General features: G+C 62.7%; 16 protein-coding genes. 13 read left to right on the top strand and 3 right to left on the bottom strand.

Annotation, left to right across the window (positions count from 1 at the left end):
• Window positions 1-7 precede the first annotated feature (7 nt).
• The 6 genes from fliQ to ACWTU9_RS08460 all read left to right on the top strand — a co-directional run bounded on the left by fliQ (window position 8) and on the right by ACWTU9_RS08460 (window position 7,698).
• Window positions 8-274, top strand: a complete 267-nt coding sequence (gene fliQ, locus ACWTU9_RS08485) for a flagellar biosynthesis protein FliQ (protein WP_127853917.1) — start codon at window positions 8-10, stop codon at window positions 272-274.
• A 71-nt stretch (window positions 275-345) separates the two neighbouring features.
• Entirely contained in the window at window positions 346-2,214 is a 1,869-nt protein-coding gene (gene asnB, locus ACWTU9_RS08480; protein ID WP_455857905.1) for an asparagine synthase (glutamine-hydrolyzing), read from the top strand.
• Between the two features lie 223 nt (window positions 2,215-2,437).
• Window positions 2,438-4,081, top strand: coding sequence for an MFS transporter (locus ACWTU9_RS08475; RefSeq protein WP_455857904.1), 1,644 nt, complete (start codon window positions 2,438-2,440; stop codon window positions 4,079-4,081).
• 155 nt (window positions 4,082-4,236) lie between these two features.
• A complete protein-coding gene (locus ACWTU9_RS08470) occupies window positions 4,237-4,836 on the top strand; it encodes a c-type cytochrome (RefSeq protein ID WP_455857903.1) in 600 nt (199 codons plus the stop codon).
• A gap of 290 nt (window positions 4,837-5,126) precedes the next feature.
• A complete protein-coding gene (locus ACWTU9_RS08465) occupies window positions 5,127-5,648 on the top strand; it encodes a molybdopterin-dependent oxidoreductase (RefSeq protein ID WP_454585763.1) in 522 nt (173 codons plus the stop codon).
• Between the two features lie 16 nt (window positions 5,649-5,664).
• Window positions 5,665-7,698 carry a putative bifunctional diguanylate cyclase/phosphodiesterase gene (locus ACWTU9_RS08460; RefSeq protein ID WP_455857902.1) on the top strand — a complete coding sequence of 678 codons (2,034 nt, stop codon included), beginning with the start codon at window positions 5,665-5,667 and terminating at the stop codon, window positions 7,696-7,698.
• A 103-nt stretch (window positions 7,699-7,801) separates the two neighbouring features.
• Here ACWTU9_RS08460 and ACWTU9_RS08455 read toward each other — a convergent pair whose 3' ends face one another.
• Entirely contained in the window at window positions 7,802-9,514 is a 1,713-nt protein-coding gene (locus ACWTU9_RS08455) for a chloride channel protein (RefSeq protein ID WP_455857944.1), read from the bottom strand.
• A gap of 205 nt (window positions 9,515-9,719) precedes the next feature.
• On the bottom strand, window positions 9,720-10,019 hold the full coding sequence (locus ACWTU9_RS08450; RefSeq protein WP_455857901.1) for a putative quinol monooxygenase: 300 nt from the start codon (window positions 10,017-10,019) through the stop codon (window positions 9,720-9,722).
• Between the two features lie 121 nt (window positions 10,020-10,140).
• On the opposite strand from ACWTU9_RS08450, the gene flhA reads away from it, so the two are divergent.
• The 7 genes from flhA (at window position 10,141) to ACWTU9_RS08415 (ending at window position 15,497) form a co-directional block, all read left to right on the top strand.
• The gene (gene flhA, locus ACWTU9_RS08445) at window positions 10,141-12,228 is read left to right on the top strand and encodes a flagellar biosynthesis protein FlhA (RefSeq protein ID WP_454574538.1); all 2,088 of its coding nucleotides are present in this window, start codon (window positions 10,141-10,143) and stop codon (window positions 12,226-12,228) included.
• Window positions 12,225-12,977 carry a flagellar biosynthetic protein FliR gene (fliR, locus tag ACWTU9_RS08440; protein ID WP_455857900.1) on the top strand — a complete coding sequence of 251 codons (753 nt, stop codon included), beginning with the start codon at window positions 12,225-12,227 and terminating at the stop codon, window positions 12,975-12,977. Before flhA ends, fliR begins: the two co-directional genes overlap by 4 nt.
• A 1-nt stretch (window position 12,978) precedes the next feature.
• On the top strand, window positions 12,979-13,362 hold the full coding sequence (locus ACWTU9_RS08435) for a hypothetical protein (protein ID WP_455857899.1): 384 nt from the start codon (window positions 12,979-12,981) through the stop codon (window positions 13,360-13,362).
• Window positions 13,363-13,437: 75 nt separating this feature from the next.
• Window positions 13,438-14,010 carry a rod-binding protein gene (locus ACWTU9_RS08430; RefSeq protein WP_455857898.1) on the top strand — a complete coding sequence of 191 codons (573 nt, stop codon included), beginning with the start codon at window positions 13,438-13,440 and terminating at the stop codon, window positions 14,008-14,010.
• A gap of 13 nt (window positions 14,011-14,023) precedes the next feature.
• Window positions 14,024-14,440 (top strand): hypothetical protein, encoded by a 417-nt coding sequence (locus tag ACWTU9_RS08425; protein ID WP_142865992.1) that lies wholly within the window; start codon window positions 14,024-14,026, stop codon window positions 14,438-14,440.
• A 31-nt stretch (window positions 14,441-14,471) separates the two neighbouring features.
• Complete coding sequence (locus ACWTU9_RS08420) at window positions 14,472-15,011, top strand: hypothetical protein (protein WP_454585768.1); 540 nt, start codon at window positions 14,472-14,474, stop codon at window positions 15,009-15,011.
• Window positions 15,012-15,212: 201 nt separating this feature from the next.
• Window positions 15,213-15,497 (top strand): SCP2 sterol-binding domain-containing protein, encoded by a 285-nt coding sequence (locus ACWTU9_RS08415; protein ID WP_455857897.1) that lies wholly within the window; start codon window positions 15,213-15,215, stop codon window positions 15,495-15,497.
• Window positions 15,498-15,585: 88 nt separating this feature from the next.
• Here the strand turns inward: ACWTU9_RS08415 and ACWTU9_RS08410 are convergent, their stop codons facing one another.
• Entirely contained in the window at window positions 15,586-16,155 is a 570-nt protein-coding gene (locus ACWTU9_RS08410; RefSeq protein WP_455857896.1) for a GNAT family N-acetyltransferase, read from the bottom strand.
• Between the last annotated feature and the right edge of the window lie 8 nt (window positions 16,156-16,163).

The raw sequence follows: 16,163 nt of genomic DNA, 5'->3' as shown, positions 1-16,163 counted from the left end.
CACTCACATGAACGAGGCCGACGCACTCGACATCGTCCAGTACGCGGTGTGGACGGTGCTCACCGCTTCCGCGCCGGTGGTGCTGGTCGCCATGGCGGTCGGCATCGGCATCGCGCTGATCCAGGCCCTGACCCAGATCCAGGAAATCACCCTGACCTTCGTGCCCAAGATCGTCGCCATCATGCTGGTCGTGGCGCTGACCGGTCCGTTCATCGGCAGCCAGATCTCGGCCTTCACCAACGTCATCTTCGAGCGCATCGAAAACGGGTTCTAGGCGCCGCTTGCAGGCAGCCGTGTTCCGGCTAGATTGCAGGCCATGACTCAGACAGAACTCACCGGCAGGCCATGTGCGGAATAGCCGGCGTCTGGCGCAAACGAAACCCGATCGACGCCAACGACCTATCGGATGTCGCCAACATGATGCAGGCGCTGGTGCATCGCGGCCCCGATGATCATGACAGCTGGAGCAACAACCGGCTGGCACTCGGGCACCGCCGGCTGACCATCATCGACCCCTCGCACGCCGCCCGCGAACCGATGCTGACCGCATCCGGCCAGGGCGTCCTCGTCTACAATGGCGAGGTCTACAATTACCGCTCGCTGCGCGAGACGCTGCAGGCGCAAGGCGTCGTCTTTCGAACCATCTGCGATGCCGAAGTGGTTCTCGAAGCCTTGCATCACTGGGGTCCCGAAAAGGCCGTGCCGCTGTTCGACGGCATGTTTTCCTTCGCCTATTTCGACGCCCGCAACGGTGCGCTGTGGCTTGCCCGCGATCGTCTCGGCATCAAGCCGATGTCGGTGGCGGAGATGCCGGAGCGGATCGTGTTTGCCTCGGAGGACAAGGCACTCCTCGCCTGCGCCGGTTTCCCGCGCGATATCGACAGACGCGAGATGACCTTGCGACTGGCCTGGCAGAGCCGTGATTCCAGCTACAGCCTGTTCGACCGCATCGAGCGGCTGCCGCCCGCCGGCCTGTGGAAGATCACCGATGGCGGTATAGAAAAGCGCCGCTTCTGGCATGTGCTGGACGTGCTGGAGACCGCGCGTATCACCGGCACCGTGGCCTCCGATGCAGAGCACATGACGACGCTGGAGGCATTGCTGAAGGACAGCGTCGGGCTCCATTGCGTCGCCGACACCGCTCTCGCCACGGCCTGCAGCAGCGGCATCGATTCCGGTCTGATAACGGCGCTGGCAAAGCAGTTCAGGCCGGAGGTCCATGGTTATGTCGTCGACCCGCAGCTCGGCCGCAGCGAGGCCGAAGACGCCGAGCGCACCGGCCGCCATGTCGGCGTGCCCTTGCGCCGGGTGCCGGTCGACAGGAACCGGTTTTTCGAACTTTGGCCAAGGGTAATCTGGCATATTGAAAGCGATGGCTGGCACGCCAGCCATGTCGGGCTGCTGGCGCTTGCCGAACAATGCCGGGCCGATGGCATCAAGGTGCTGCTCACCGGGGAAGGCGCCGACGAATTGTTTGGCGGTTACCCCCTGCAGGCCTTGAGCATGAGGAAATGGCGTTCCTGGTCGTGGCCCCGGCGTCTGTTGCATTCGAAGCGCTCGCTCGACCGGAAATTCGAACAGCAGCGCCGCGCCCCTTACAAGCTCTCGGTTGGCGGCCACTCACAGATGGAGCGCAGCATGATCCTGCGTGCTTTGTCGCCGGAGCTGAATTTCCTGCAGACCGAGATCTTCGACCGCCTGGAACCGGTGACGCCGCCCGCCGATCGCGCCTTTCTCGGAAGCTGCCTCTATGACCTCTATTCGCATCTGCAGGACATCCTGCATCGGCACGACCGCCTGAGCATGGCGGCGTCCGTGGAGCTACGGGTCCCGTTCCTGGAAAACCGGCTGATCGATTTTGCGATCCATTTGCCGCGGCGGCATAAATACCGCGACAAAACAGGAAAATGGCTTTTGCGAAAGGTCGCGCAAAAACATATTCCGCGCCAGAACGTCCAGGCGCGCAAGATCGGCTTCGGGATGTCGTCCGAATTTTCTGCCGGCACGGAGACTTTGCTGCGCGGCGGCTTCCTGCGCGACGCCATGAAGTGGCCCGCCGCCAGCGTGGAGGACATGATCCAGCTCGCGCGGCACGAGGAACCGTCCAGACTGCGGCTTGTCGGCATGGAGCTTTTCCTGCGCCTTCACGCCGGCGGCGAGACGACCGGCACGCTGACCGAAGCTTTGCATGCCGCCGCCCGCGACAGAAGCTGACTTTGCCCCCGTCCGATACCCCCGAGCGGTGGACCAACGAGAACATCGCCCTGGGGAGCGAACCCTTGCCGGCTGACGTATTTTTGCCTTGCTACCCTGTTGTTGGACCATGATCTTTTTCAAAGAGGCGTTCGCCCTTTTGGATGTCGTGCTCTATTTCAAACGGATGCCATGATTGCCGTCCCGGCGGACGAAACCAGCGCATGAAGGTGGGACAGGTCTGATGATCGATGACGAGCCGGACAGCGAACGCGTCTCGGCGCTGGCGCCGTTCCGGCATGGTATTTTTCGCGCCGTCTGGTCGGCCAGCCTGGTGTCGAATTTCGGTGGCCTGATCCAGGGCGTCGGCGCCGCCTGGATGATGACCACCATCGCCACCTCGCCCTATCAGGTGGCGCTGGTCCAGGCCTCGACCACTCTGCCGATCATGCTGTTTGCACTCGTCGCCGGCGCCATCGCCGACAGCTTTAACCGGCGCAAGGTGATGCTGATCGCCCAGGTCTTCATGCTGGTCATCTCCGCACTTCTGACGCTGTTCACCTGGAACGGCTGGATGACGCCGTGGACGCTGCTTGCCTTCACCTTCCTGATCGACAGCGGCACGGCGCTCAACAACCCGTCCTGGCAGGCGTCGGTCGGCGACATGGTGCCCCGCAACAAGCTGCCGGCGGCCGTTGCGCTGAATTCCCTCGGCTTCAACCTGACGCGCAGCGTCGGTCCGGCGATCGGCGGCATCATCGTTGCCGCCGCCGGTGCGGCCGCTGCCTTTGCCGCCAATGCGCTGAGCTATATCGGCCTCATCATCGTGCTCTTCCGCTGGAAGCCGGAGCTGCCGGTCTCGACGCTGCCGCGCGAGACGCTGGGTGCCGCCATGGGCGCCGGCCTGCGCTATGTCGCCATGTCGCCCAACATCGGCAAGGTGCTGGTCAGGGGCTCGGCCTTCGGCTTCAGCGCCGGCGCGGTGCTGGCGCTGCTGCCGCTGGTGGCGCGCGACATCGTCAAGGGCGATGCCTTGACCTACGGGATCATGCTCGGCGCCTTCGGCATCGGCGCCGTCGGCGGCGCGCTGATCAGCGTGCGTCTGCGGCAATTGCTGTCCAGCGAGACGATGGTGCGCATGGCCTTCGCCGGCTTCGCCGTCTGCGCCTTCAACGCCGCAATCAGCCACAATGCCTGGCAGACCGCGGCGGGTCTGCTCATCGGCGGCGCCTGCTGGGTAATTGCGCTGTCGCACTTCAACGTCACCGTGCAGATGTCGACGCCGCGCTGGGTCGTCGGCCGGGTGCTTTCGGTCTACCAGACGGCGACTTTCGGCGGCATTGCGCTGGGCAGCTGGGTGTGGGGCGTGGTTGCCGACGCGCATGGCGCTGAAACCGCGTTGATCGCCGCGGCCATCGCCATGCTTGTCGGCGGCTCCATTGGCCTGCTCCTGCCCTTGCCGCAACAGGCCGCGCTCAACCTCGATCCGCTCAACCGCTTCAAGGAGCCGCATCTCGGCCTCGACCTCAAGCCGCGCAGCGGCCCGATCGCCATCATGATCGAGTATGTCATTCGCGACGAGGATGTGCCCGAATTCCTCGCCACCATGGCCGAGCGCGGACGCATCCGCCGCCGCGACGGCGCCCGCAACTGGACGCTGGCGCGCGACCTCGAAAATCCGGCGATCTGGATCGAGCACTACCACACGCCGACCTGGCTGGAATACATCCGCCACAACCGGCGCGCCACCTATGCCGACGCCGTCGTCGGCGAGCGCTTGCGGGCGCTGCACAGCGGCGACGAACCGCCGCGCGTGCGCCGCCTGATCGAGCGCCCGACGACCGCCGGCACCGCGCTGGTGATGGCGAAAGGCCCGATCGAGCACTGATTTCGTCTGAGCCGGGCCACACATGGCTCTAGGGCGTGAACTCATAAAAACGCAGCCAAGTCGGATGGAGGCGAGGGAGTCCGCTCGCCTACGGTTGCATCTCGTGATAAAATCAGCATCACACTTTAGCTTAAGTCCCGATCTGGGGGCCTCGCATGCCCTGCAGCAACGCGCTCGCTCCGTTCGTCATCGCCGCTCTCGTGGCCCTCGGTCCGCTGCCGGCTGGAGCACAGAACAATGCTGCGCCACCCCCGCCGGAGATCGCCGACAAGGTCCAGCATTGCGCGACCTGTCACGGTGCGGATGGTCTCCCGGTTGTTCAGAACGTGCCGATCATCGCCGGCCAGCACAAGATCAATTTGCTGATAGTTTTGCAGGAATTTAGCAAGGGAAAGCGCACCAGCAACGTCATGGGCCCGATCGCTAAGAATCTTTCTAACCACGACATGGTTGCGCTTGCGGTCTACTTCTCTGCACTGCCCTGGCCCGCCTACCGCGAGCCGGCCGACGCAGCGAGCATTACCCGCGTCCAAGCGCTCGACGTCCTGAAGACGTGCACCTCGTGCCACCAGGAGGGTTTCGTCGGACGCGCCAACACTCCGCGCGTCGCAAATCAGAAGCTGGACTACCTGATCAAAACCCTCTCCGACTTTCACGATAACAAGCGCCCCGACAAGGCCAGCATGACGACCTTGGTGCGCAATTTGTCGGCCGACGACATCGCTGCCATGGCTCACTATCTTGCCGGCCTCTGACGATCAGGTTCGGGGTCGGCGATCCACGAAATAGAGCCGCCGAAATAGCGATCACTGCGTTACCGCGATTGGCACCTCTTTGCCCACCTAAGCTATCCGTGCGCCGGTCATTTCTGGCCGTTTATGGGTTCACGGCCTAGTGGCCTGTGTCGGCGATCGCCGCCAGTTTCGAAACGAAACCGACCAAAAAATTAAGCTTTCAACGGCAGTATCGACTGTTAGCCAGCGAGATCCTGCGGCCAAGATCCGTAGCGGCTCCGCCAGGTGGGAAGGATAGTGATATGTTGTCCTTGCTGAAGAAGGGCCGGTTCATGCTTATGCGCAGCCTGCTGATGCTGGCTGTTCTGGCGATCGGTGCGTTGCCCGTTTGGGCGCTAGAACCGGCCAGTTTTCCCGAGCCACCGGAGACTGTGGCTTTCAACGTTCAGAAGGACGGCAAGTCGATCCCGATCACGCTGCGGCAGTTGGAAAAGCTTGGCGTCTACAAGGTCGTCACCACAAGTCCTTTCGAGAACGGGCAACTGATCTTTCAAGGCGTTCTGTTCCGAGACGTGCTCAAATCCGTTGGGTTGGAAGATAGGGATTCCGTTACCCTGCGGGCAGTGGACGAATACGTGCAGGTAATCCCGCACGAAGATTGGACGGAAGGGCCTCTGCTTCTCGCAACCCGCCAGGACGGGGAGTTGCTCACCCGACGGACGCAAGGACCGACCCGCCTGATCTACCCTCTCAAGGACCACCCCGCCTTCGACACGCCGATCCGCAAGCCGCGATGGGTCTGGCTGATCAAGACGATCGAGTCCGGCAACTGATCGGCTGTAGGCCTCAATGGTAGGTTCTCGACTGAGAGGCTGGCAAATTCCGCTTACCTACGGCAGCGCCATAGGGCTGGCGGCGATCGGTTCCGCGATCCTCATCGTCATGCTGTTTGTCAGTATCAGCAAGATCGAGTCATCGCTGCCTAGGTTCGGGTTCTTCGCCATCCGCGAATTCCACATCGCGATACGCGACGTGACTCACCTGAGGGATATGATCTCACTCGCCGAGGGCGCTCCCAATTCCCAGGAAAGCCTCGATCAACTGTCGACAGCAAACGACCTGGTTTACATACGCTTCGACCGGATCGACGGCAGAGAGACGATCAGCGCAATTCCAGCTTATGCAGGCATCGTGCCACGCGTCAACGATGTGGTGAAGCGACTTGATGTCGTGATTGCGGCCGGGCTGCCGCTCGATCAAAAAAGCCTGACGGAACTGGGTTTGGAGCTTGAGCAGATCGTCGGCCGGATGAACGACGAGTATTACAAATACGGCGAGGAAGTTAACGCCGATCTCTATTCGTCGGAAGTCAGCTTGAAGAGGTTCAACTATCAGATAGCCTTTGCCTTGACGATCCTGTCGCTGCTGGCGATGGGGACGGCGGTTCTGTTCATCGGGCGCCGGGAAACGATAAAGCAGCTGGAATTTCTTGCTTGGCGCGACGCGACGACGGGGTTGAAGAATCGTGCCTGGATGGCAGCCAACAGGGATGCCATGTTGGACCGGGCGAGGGAGACCGGCAAACAGCTTCAGTTGCTGCTGATCGATCTCGACCACTTCAAGAGCGTGAACGATACCTTCGGTCATCACGTCGGAGACCTGCTGCTGAAAGCGGTTGCCGAAATCCTTGAGTCGGTCGAGCAGGCCGACGACATAGCCGCCGTGCGATTGGGCGGAGACGAATTTGCGATCATGGCTATTGCCGAGCGGAACGTTGGTGACGATTTGGGAGAATGTCTGCGCGAGCAGCTGAACAGGTTTGCCGAGTTGGAGGGCCACCAGGTGCGCATTGGCGCCAGCATCGGCATGGCGTGTTTCCCCCAACATGGTTCCGACATCTCCATGTTGCTGCACAACGCAGACAGTGCTCTCTACAAGGCGAAGGCCGAAGGGCGGTCCGGTTTCGTGACGTTTTCGCCCTCGATCCTAAGTCAGATCGACATGCAGCTTGGTGAAGAAGCAGCCATCAAACGGGCGCTTAATTGCGACGAGTTCTTCCTGGTTTGGCAACCCCAGTTCGAGCTGGCGACCGGCCGCATGACCGGCGCCGAGGCACTGGTCCGCTGGCGCGATCCTGTCTCGGGGGCGGTTCGTCCGCCGGCATCGTTCATTCCAATCGCGGAGCGGAGTGATTTGATATTGGAACTCGACAAGGTGGTTCTGGGCAAGGCTTGCGTGCAAGCCGCCAAATGGATGCCCATTTCTGCCGAGGAGTTCATCTGTTCAGTCAACGTCTCTGGAAAAAGCCTCCAGGCCTATGCCTATCTGACGCACCTCACCGAGATGCTGCAGCAGACCGGATTGCCGCCATCGCGCCTGCAATTGGAGATCACGGAAGGTATATTTATCCAGGACAGCCGCAATGCCCTGGAGACTATCGGGAAAATTCGAGAAATCGGAGTCAGCCTGGCACTCGACGATTTTGGGTCCGGCTATGCGAGCTTCGGGTATCTTGCCGATTTCAACTTGAACCAACTGAAAATCGATCGCTCGTTCCTGGCCGATCTGGCTTCCTCCACCAGGAAACAGAATGTGGTTCGAGGGATCATCGCGCTGGCCAATTCGCTAGGTCTGACCGTTGTCGCGGAAGGGGTGGAGAACGAAGCTCAACTCGACTTTCTGATCCACGAACACTGCCACGGCGCTCAAGGGTTCTTTATGTCGGAGCCCGTTGAGGAGAGACTGATGACAAACTACCTCATCGCAAGGCAAGGCCGCGCCAAACATATCGAAAAGTTCAGGCTGAGTCCCTTCGCCCCGGCCCCAACTCTGCTGCGGAAAGCCAATGTTGTCGCCAAGCAAAGCCGGAAGACCGCCAATTAGAGCGTTTCACGGTTCATGGAAACGGAGAATCGCTCAATCTTCTTGTTTTGACGCAATTCCGGACGGAAAACCGCTCACACTTTTCCTGGAATTGCTCTAGCCCTCAGCCCTCGCCCGACAGATCGCGCCGCGCCTTGTCGAGTTCCTCGGCGTAGCGCCGCATCAGATGGCCCTCGGTCAGAAGCCCGACAACGGCCCGATTGTCGAAATCCTCGACCACCGCCAGTTCCTCGGCGCCGGCGCGCTGAAAAGTTTCAGCGGCGGACTGGACGTTCATGGTCGGCACCAGCACCGCGTCCATGAATTTGGCCAGCGCCAGCACCGGCGTCTCGCCGTCCGAAGGGTCGCTGTGCAGTTCGGCGACGATCAGCACGCCGACATAATGCTGGTCTTCATCGACGGCGATGACGCGCTGCGCCGAACCGAGCGGCACGTCTTTGCGAAACGCGGCAAGCGTCTTTGCGGCATCGACAGTGCGGACATCCTGGCGCATCATTTTTCCGACCGTCAGATTGCGCATCCAGCCGACGTCATGGGCGCTGCGGATCGTCTCGCCGCGCAGATGGAAGCGCCAGGTCGAGAAGGAGTAGCCGAAGGTCTCGCGCACCAGGATCGCCGCCATCAGCGAGGCCGCCAGCACGACGCCGGTAAGCGTCAGGTCGCGAGTCGATTCCAGTGCCAGGAAGGTCATCGTCAGCGGTCCGCCGACGACACCGACGGCAAGCGACGTCATGCCGACGACGGCGGCGACGGAAGGGTCGATGCCGGTTGCAGGCGAGATGACGGCCATGACGCCGGCGAAGGCCTTGCCGAGCAGCGCGCCAAGAAACAGGGAGGCAAAGAACAGACCGCCGCGAAAGCCCGAGCCGAGCGAGATCGCCGACGCCGCGAGCTTGAGCACGAAGACGCTGGCAACGACGGCGAGCCCGTAATTCATCGCGAATTCGCGATGCAGCGCGCCATGGCCTGAGGACAGCACCTGCGGCGTTATCAACCCGAGCAGCCCGACGAAGATGCCGCCGATGAATGGACGGATCGAGGCATCGATCGCCAGCCGCGCAAAGCCGCGCTCGACCATGCTTACCAGATACATGATAGCGACCGAGGCGCCGCCGCCGAGCAGCCCGAGCAACAGGAACGGCAAATACTGGCTGGCGGTCAGTTCAGGCAGGCCGGACAATTCCAGCGGGAACGGCACGCCGCCGAACGTCTCGGCGGTCAGCGAAGCGCAGATCGCGGCCGTCATCACCGGCGCGACGTTGGCGACCGAATAGATTCCGATGATCAGTTCAAAGCCGTAAAAGGCGCCGGTCAACGGCGCGTCGAAGGCGGCGGCGATAGCGCCCGCGGCGCCGCAGCCGACCAGGATGCGGACATCGTTGCGGCGCAGCCGCAAGGCACGCGCCAGCCGTGATGCAACGCCGGAGCCGATCTGCGTGTAGCCGGCTTCCAATCCGACGGAGGCGCCGAAGCCACTCGATATCATCGTCTGGACGACGATGATGAAGGTATCGGTGAGCGACATGCGTCCGCCATAGAGCGCGTTCGCCTCGATAGGATCGACGGGGGTGCGGAATTTCCACCTGCGCAGCCAGATCACCGACAGGCCGAGCACCAAGCCACCGATTGCCGGAAACATCGCCTGCATCGGACTGGCAAGGGAAAACATTCCCGAAAGCCGGCCGCCCGGCTGAACGTCGAAGAGCAGGAAGTGCAGGCCCTGCACCAGCGCGCTCATGCCGGTGACCAGTCCGCCCGCCATCACCCCGACCGCACTCGCCAGCAGGACGATGACGATTCCGCGCGCCTCGAGCATCGGGATCGATCGGATCAGCACCGCGCGCAGCCGGCGGGCATAGACTTGGCGGTGACTTATGGCGGACACGAGGCAGCTCGCCGATGTGCGAGGGTTGAAAGCTGCCTTGGCTGATACGCCCGGCGGCATTGCGAGGCAACCGCAATGCCGACCGCTTGTGGCGTCATTTTGGCGTTGTCTGTCCCGACCCGATGGCCGGTGCTGGTCAAGTCGGTTTGGGCTCGCCGGCCTCATAAAGCTTGAGGTTGCGCTCGCCGATGCCGAGCGCTGCCCAGCTCGCCCGCCAGTCAGCGATGCGCGGCGAGCGGAAATGCGCGTCGAGTGCTTCCCTGTCGCTCCACACCTCCGTCACGTGGATGAGCCCGGCGTCGAGCACGTCCTGCGCATAGGAATAGTCTAGGCAGCCAGGCTCGGCGCGGCTGCCGGAGATCATGCGCTGCATGGCCGGCCTTGCTTCGTCGAGCCGTTCCGCCGGCAGGCGGATAGTGCCGATGATCACCAGCATGATCTCTCCTCAAAGCTTCTGTCCTTTCGGCAGTAGCCAGTTTCCCACCCTCGCGCAAGCTTGGCTGGTTAGGCTCGAAGGGCTGCCCTCAAGTTCGGGCAGTCCATGGCTCGGGGACGATATGGCGATCAGCGAAAGCTTAGCGACGGGAACAGTGGCCAAGAATGGCCGCGATGTCTTCTTCGCCATCGGCATCGTCATCATCCTGGCCGTGCTGTTCCTGCCGATTCCGGCCTTCCTCATCGACATCGGCCTCGCCTTCTCGATCGCGCTGTCGGTGCTGATCCTGATGGTGGCACTGTGGATCCAGCGGCCGCTCGATTTCTCGTCCTTCCCGACCGTGCTGCTCATCGCCACGATGCTGCGTCTGTCCCTCAACATCGCCACCACGCGCATGATCCTGTCGCACGGCAATGAGGGTACGCATGCCGCCGGCTATGTCATCGCCGGCTTCTCCCGGCTGGTGATGGCCAGCGACTTCGTCATCGGCCTGATCGTCTTCCTGATTCTCATCGTGGTGAACTTCATCGTCATCACCAAGGGCGCCACTCGTATCGCCGAAGTCGGCGCCCGCTTCACCCTCGACGCCATCCCCGGCAAGCAGATGTCGATCGACGCCGATCTGTCCGCCGGCATGATCGACGACAAGACGGCGCAATTGCGCCGCCGGGAACTGGAGGAAGAATCCTCCTTCTTCGGCTCGATGGACGGCGCCTCGAAATTCGTGCGGGGCGATGCGATTGCCGGCCTCATCATCACCGCTATCAACATCGTCGGCGGCATCGCCATCGGTTACATCAGGCATGGCATGGGCATGGGCGAAGCCGCCGATGTCTTCATCAAGCTGTCGGTCGGCGACGGCCTCGTCACCCAGATCCCGGCGCTCATCGTCTCGCTGGCCGCCGGCCTTCTGGTGTCCAAGGGCGGCACACGCGGCTCGACCAACCAGGCGGTATTCGGGCAGCTCGGCGCCCATCCGCGCGCACTCTATGTCGCGGCCTCGCTGCTCGTGCTGCTCGGGCTGATGCCCGGCCTGCCTTTCTTCCCGTTCTTCACGCTGGCCGCCGGCATGGCCGGCCTCGGCTACGTCATCCCGATGCGCGCCAACCGTGAGGCTGCCGCCGTCGAAGCGCTCAAGGACCAGGAAAAGGCGAACAAGGTCGAGGAGGAAAAGAACTCGGTCAAGGCTTCGCTGACCACCGCCGAGATCGAGCTTTTGATCGGCAAGCAGCTGTCGACGCGGCTGCTGGTGTCGCACCAGGAACTGGTGTTCCGCATGGCCAAGATGCGCAAGAAGTTTGCCACCCAATACGGTTTCGTCGTGCCGGAGGTGCGGGTCGCCGACGATTTCGGCATCCCGCCGAAGAGCTACCAGATCAAGGTCCACGGCACCGTTGTCGCCGAATATCAGATGCGCGTCGGCGAGATCATGGTGCTGCTCGGCACCCGTGACCTGCCCGACGTACCCGGCGAGGAAATCCGCGAGCCGGCCTTCGGCATGCGCGCCTTCTCGGTGCTGGAAACCTTCGCCGAGGATCTGAAGCGCGAGAACTACACTTTTGCCGACAACATGTCGGTGCTGCTCACCCATCTCTCCGAAGTGATCCGCAACAACCTGCCGCAGCTTCTGTCCTACAAGGACATGAAGGCGCTGCTCGAACGCCAGGATCCGGAATACAGAAAACTCGCTGACGAGATCTGCACCTCGCACATCTCCTACCCCGGCCTGCAGGCGGTGCTGAAACTGCTGCTGGCCGAGCGCGTCTCGATCCGCAATCTGCACCTGATCATCGAGGCCATCGCCGAGATCGCGCCGCATGTGCGCCGCACCGAGCAGATCGTCGAGCATGTCCGCATCCGCATGGCCCAGCAGATTTGCGGCGATCTCTCGGAAGGCGGCATGCTCAAGGTGCTGCGCCTCGGCAACCGTTGGGACCTCGCCTTCCACCAGAGCCTCAAGCGCGACGCCAAGGGCGAAGTGCGCGAATTCGACATCGACCCGCGCCAGCTGGAAGAATTCGGCCAGGATGCGACCAAGGCGATCCGTAAGCATCTCGAGGCCGGCGAGCGTTTTGTCCTCGTCACCGCGCCCGATGCGCGGCCCTATGTGCGCATGATCATCGAGCGCCTGTTCACGACGCTTCCCGTGCTCTCCCATGTCGAAATCGCCAAGGGCGTCGAGATCAAGGTGCTCGGGACAATCTCGTGAACGTATTGTCGCAAGGCGTCGTCATCGCCGCCTTCCTCGCCTTCTGCCGCATCGGCGCCTGCTTCATGCTGATGCCGGGCCTCTCCAGCGCCCGCGTGCCGGTCCAGGTCCGGCTGTTCGTGTCGATCGCCGCCACCGGCGGCCTGCTCGCCTTCCTGTGGGACAAGATCTTTCCCTTCGTCGATGCGCGTCCGCAGGTGCTGGCGCCGATGATCATCTCCGAACTGCTGGTCGGCGGGCTGATCGGCGCCATGACAAGGCTCTACATGGAGGCGCTGCGCTTCATGGGCTCGGCCATCGCCATGCTGATCGGCTATGGCGGCACCGGCGGGCCGGCCATCGAGGAGCCGGAGCCGCAGGCTGCCCTTGCCGCCATCATCTCGTTCTCGGCGCTGCTGCTGCTCTTCGTCTTCGATTTCGACCACGAGATCATCCGCGCTCTGGTCACCTCCTACACGGTGGCGCCGGTCAACGTCTTCTTCAATCCGCAGGCAGCCCTCGTCGATCTCACCGACACCGTGTCGGACGCCTTCTTCCTGGTCCTCCGGCTTGGCAGTCCGTTCGTCGCCTATGCCATACTGGTCAACCTCACCATCGGCTTCGTCAACAAGCTGACGCCGCAGATTCCGGTCTATTTCATCTCGCTGCCCTTCGTCATCGCCGGCGGCATGATCATCTTCTACTTCGCCATCGGCACCATGCTGTCGCTGTTCGTCGACGGCTTCGTCGACCTGACCCTGGCGAGGTGAGATGAACACGCGCAAGGAACGGCTGAAGAAACTGGTCAAGGTGCAGGAGCAGCTGAAGGCCCTGCACGAAACCCGCCACGCGAGCTTCCTGGCGGCGGCGGTATCAGCCGGGACCGAGGCAAAGGAACTTGTCCAGCATTTCGATGCCGACCAGTCGATGGCGGTCCTGTTTCCGGACCTTTACCATCGCCGCATCGCCAACGCTTTGGTGCGGCAGGAAGCGAGCCTCGAAAGCGCCAGGCAGGAGGTCGGCCTGATCGCAACCGCGACGGCGCGCACCAACATGGTCGAGCGTGCCTACAAGGATGTGCGAAGCCGCGACGAACGCGAACGCTCCGACCGCGACCGACTTGATCTCATCGCCCAGAAGCGGAACGGCGATTAGCCCTCAGCCGCAAGCCTGCCACAAGCTTGTTGCGGCATGGTCGCTCAGGAAAACCCGGCAAAGAGGCGGACTTTCTTGGCGATTTCTCCACCCAGCGACATCGTTCTCGATGTCAGCAGAGCCGTCGACGCGACGGATATCGAGGCAGCCCGCGCCGCGCTCACCAAGCGGGCCAATGGCGCTGGCGGTGCTTTTTCCGTCGACATGGCTGCTTCGGTCGATGCCGGCTCGATCCTGTCGCGCGCTTCGGCCGACAAGGCTGCCGCGACCGCCGACCCCGCTGGAAAATTCAAGAAGTTCGAGGCGATGGTCCTGCAGACCTTCATCCAGAACATGCTGCCCAAGGACACCGAAGGCGTCTACGGCAAGGGGCTGGCCGGCGATATGTGGAAATCGCAGCTGGCCGAGCGCGTCGCCGACGTCATGGCCGAGCGCGGCGGCATCGGCATCGCCAAGTCGCTGCTGGCCGACCACTACAAGGACGGCAAGCGCACCGTGCCGATCGGGCCGGTGTCAACCGGGCCGCAAAAGACCGAGATCGACCAGCAGACGCGGCTGTCCACCTCGCTGGTCGAGGAATTGCAGCGCAAGGCCGCACGGTCGATGACCGGCGACGAGACGACCATCAAAACCGACATCAATATCTAGACCAGGATTTTCAATGGCCGATTTTTCAAAATTCTCTTCCAACCTGCCGGCGCGGACTTCCGAGGCGCCGATCCCCTTTGCCCGACCGGGCAACCTTGCCGCCATCATCGGCCGCATCGAGGAGGCGGTCGAGGAAGAGACGGCGGGACTGAAGAACGACACCAGCTATGACCTCAAGGCCTCGAACGCCCGCAAGAGCCGCTACCTCTATGAGTTGACCCGCGCCATGAAGGGCGCCAACGAAATCGAATTCCTGGAGCAGCATCGCGACAGCCTGGCACGGCTGCGCCAGAAGCTGGCGAAGAACGAAGCCGCAATCCTCGCCCATCTCAACGCGGTCAACGAGGTCGCCACGTTGTTAAAGAACGCCATCCAGCGCGCCGAAGCCGACGGCACCTACTCGGCCGGCGAATTCGGATGGGCGAGCTGATGTTCGCGAGAAGACCTGGCGGGAAAAGCCGGTGATCAAATTCATCGCCGCCGCGATCTGGATCTGTGCCGCCACGCTGGGCGCGGTGTTCTATTCGTTCCAGGCGGCCGGTGAGCGCGGCGTCGGCGAAACGCCGAAGCCAATGCTGGGCGGTCTCGACTACGTTAAGACCGACATCATCTCGGTGCCGCTGATCCGCAACTCCAAGATCGACGGCTATTTCCTCACCAAGCTCGTCTACACGGTCGAGCCGGCCGAGATAAAGAAGATGTCGATCCCGGCTGAGGCGCTGATGACCGATCAGGTCTATTCCTATCTCTATTCCAACCCGCAGATCGACTTCACCAAGAAGGAAACCATCGATCTCGACGCCTTCCGCAAGGCCATACGCGACACCGTCAACGCCCGCGTCGGCGCCGACCTGGTGCATGAAGTGCTGATCGATCAGGTCAACTTCCTGACCAAGGATGAGATCCGCGACAACGCCATGCGCCGTCGCAAGGATCCGGCCACGACGACCGAACCTGCCCCTGCGGAATCGGCCCAGGCCGAGCCGGCCACAGAACACTGACCCCGTCGCTGGGCTGAATTTCTCCGCCTCACTCCTTCCGGCTGAAACGAGATGACGCATCGACGTTGCGTTGACGTTTACGTCAACTCGAAGCTATATGCGCCGAGCGACCCAGGATCGCGGGCACGCGCGAGACAGCGACTTTCGGCAGAGGCCGGTCATTGACGCGCGGCAAAACGCAACGAGACGAGGAGAACAGTCATGAGCGTTCAGGAGATTGCCGAGAAGATGAAGTCGCGCGTGGCGAGCGCCGGTTTCGAACATTCGGTGAAGTTCGATACCGGCGGCGACGGCGTCATCGTCATCGACGGCGCAACCGTCTCGACCACCGACGCCCCGACCGACTGCACCGTCAAGCTCTCGCTGGACGATCTGGATTCGCTGATCGCCGGCGACCTCAACCCGACCATGGCGTTCATGTCCGGCAAGATAAAGGTCGAAGGCGACATGACGGTCGCCATGGCGCTCAGCCAGCTGCTCGGCTAATCCCGTCGCAAAAGCAAAACGCCGCCCATGAGGCGGCGTTTTGGTTTTGTCGAGCCGAGGCTTGTTGAGCCGCGGAAAGCCGAAGGCTTTACGCCGCGAAGGTCAGCGGCAGCGCCTTGAGCATGCGCCCGGCGGCCTTCAGCGTGCCATGCGCGCCGTCGAGCGCGCCCTCGACCAGCTCCAGCGCCAGCAGACGGTGCCGCTCGTATGGGCCGGGCATCGCGAGCGATCCGGTCTTGTCAGCCGAAAAGCCGAAGCGACCATAGTACGGCGCATCGCCGACCAGCAGGACCGCGGCATGGCCAAGACGCGCGGCTTCGGCCAGCGCATGACGCATCAGCGCCGAGCCGATGCCGGCGTTCTTCAGCGCCGGATCGACGGCGAGCGGGCCGAGCAGAAGCGCTGCCGGACCGCCCTCGCCCAGGCGCACATCCCACAACCGCACGGTGCCGGTCACCGCACCGGCCGCGTCGCGCACGACAAAGGCGAGGCCTTCGGAAGGCCGGCGGCCGCGCCGCAGCTTCTCCGACGACTTCTTGCGCCGCTTCGGCCCCATGGCGCGGTCGAGCAACGCTTCACGCGCCGCGACATCGGCAGGGGTTTCGGCGACGATGGCAAGGACTGGCAAGGGGTCCACGATTTCAACTGGCATTTTCATTTCCGCGA

The sequence above is a fragment of the Mesorhizobium sp. 128a genome, assembly GCF_053848025.1.
This window is presented reverse-complemented; position numbering and strand designations above follow the sequence as displayed.

What these genes read in the sequence shown, in the direction of transcription:
- ACWTU9_RS08470 (WP_455857903.1), top strand. Translation starts at nt 4,237, where the DNA reads ATGCCCTGCAGCAACGCGCTCGCTCCGTTCGTCATCGCCGCTCTCGTG.
- asnB (WP_455857905.1), top strand. Translation starts at nt 346, where the DNA reads ATGTGCGGAATAGCCGGCGTCTGGCGCAAACGAAACCCGATCGACGCC.
- ACWTU9_RS08475 (WP_455857904.1), top strand. Translation starts at nt 2,438, where the DNA reads ATGATCGATGACGAGCCGGACAGCGAACGCGTCTCGGCGCTGGCGCCG.
- ACWTU9_RS08460 (WP_455857902.1), top strand. Translation starts at nt 5,665, where the DNA reads ATGGTAGGTTCTCGACTGAGAGGCTGGCAAATTCCGCTTACCTACGGC.
- flhA (WP_454574538.1), top strand. Translation starts at nt 10,141, where the DNA reads ATGGCGATCAGCGAAAGCTTAGCGACGGGAACAGTGGCCAAGAATGGC.
- fliQ (WP_127853917.1), top strand. Translation starts at nt 8, where the DNA reads ATGAACGAGGCCGACGCACTCGACATCGTCCAGTACGCGGTGTGGACG.
- ACWTU9_RS08435 (WP_455857899.1), top strand. Translation starts at nt 12,979, where the DNA reads ATGAACACGCGCAAGGAACGGCTGAAGAAACTGGTCAAGGTGCAGGAG.
- ACWTU9_RS08410 (WP_455857896.1), bottom strand. Translation starts at nt 16,155, where the DNA reads ATGAAAATGCCAGTTGAAATCGTGGACCCCTTGCCAGTCCTTGCCATC.
- ACWTU9_RS08455 (WP_455857944.1), bottom strand. Translation starts at nt 9,514, where the DNA reads ATGCTCGAGGCGCGCGGAATCGTCATCGTCCTGCTGGCGAGTGCGGTC.
- ACWTU9_RS08450 (WP_455857901.1), bottom strand. Translation starts at nt 10,019, where the DNA reads ATGCTGGTGATCATCGGCACTATCCGCCTGCCGGCGGAACGGCTCGAC.
- ACWTU9_RS08425 (WP_142865992.1), top strand. Translation starts at nt 14,024, where the DNA reads ATGGCCGATTTTTCAAAATTCTCTTCCAACCTGCCGGCGCGGACTTCC.
- ACWTU9_RS08415 (WP_455857897.1), top strand. Translation starts at nt 15,213, where the DNA reads ATGAGCGTTCAGGAGATTGCCGAGAAGATGAAGTCGCGCGTGGCGAGC.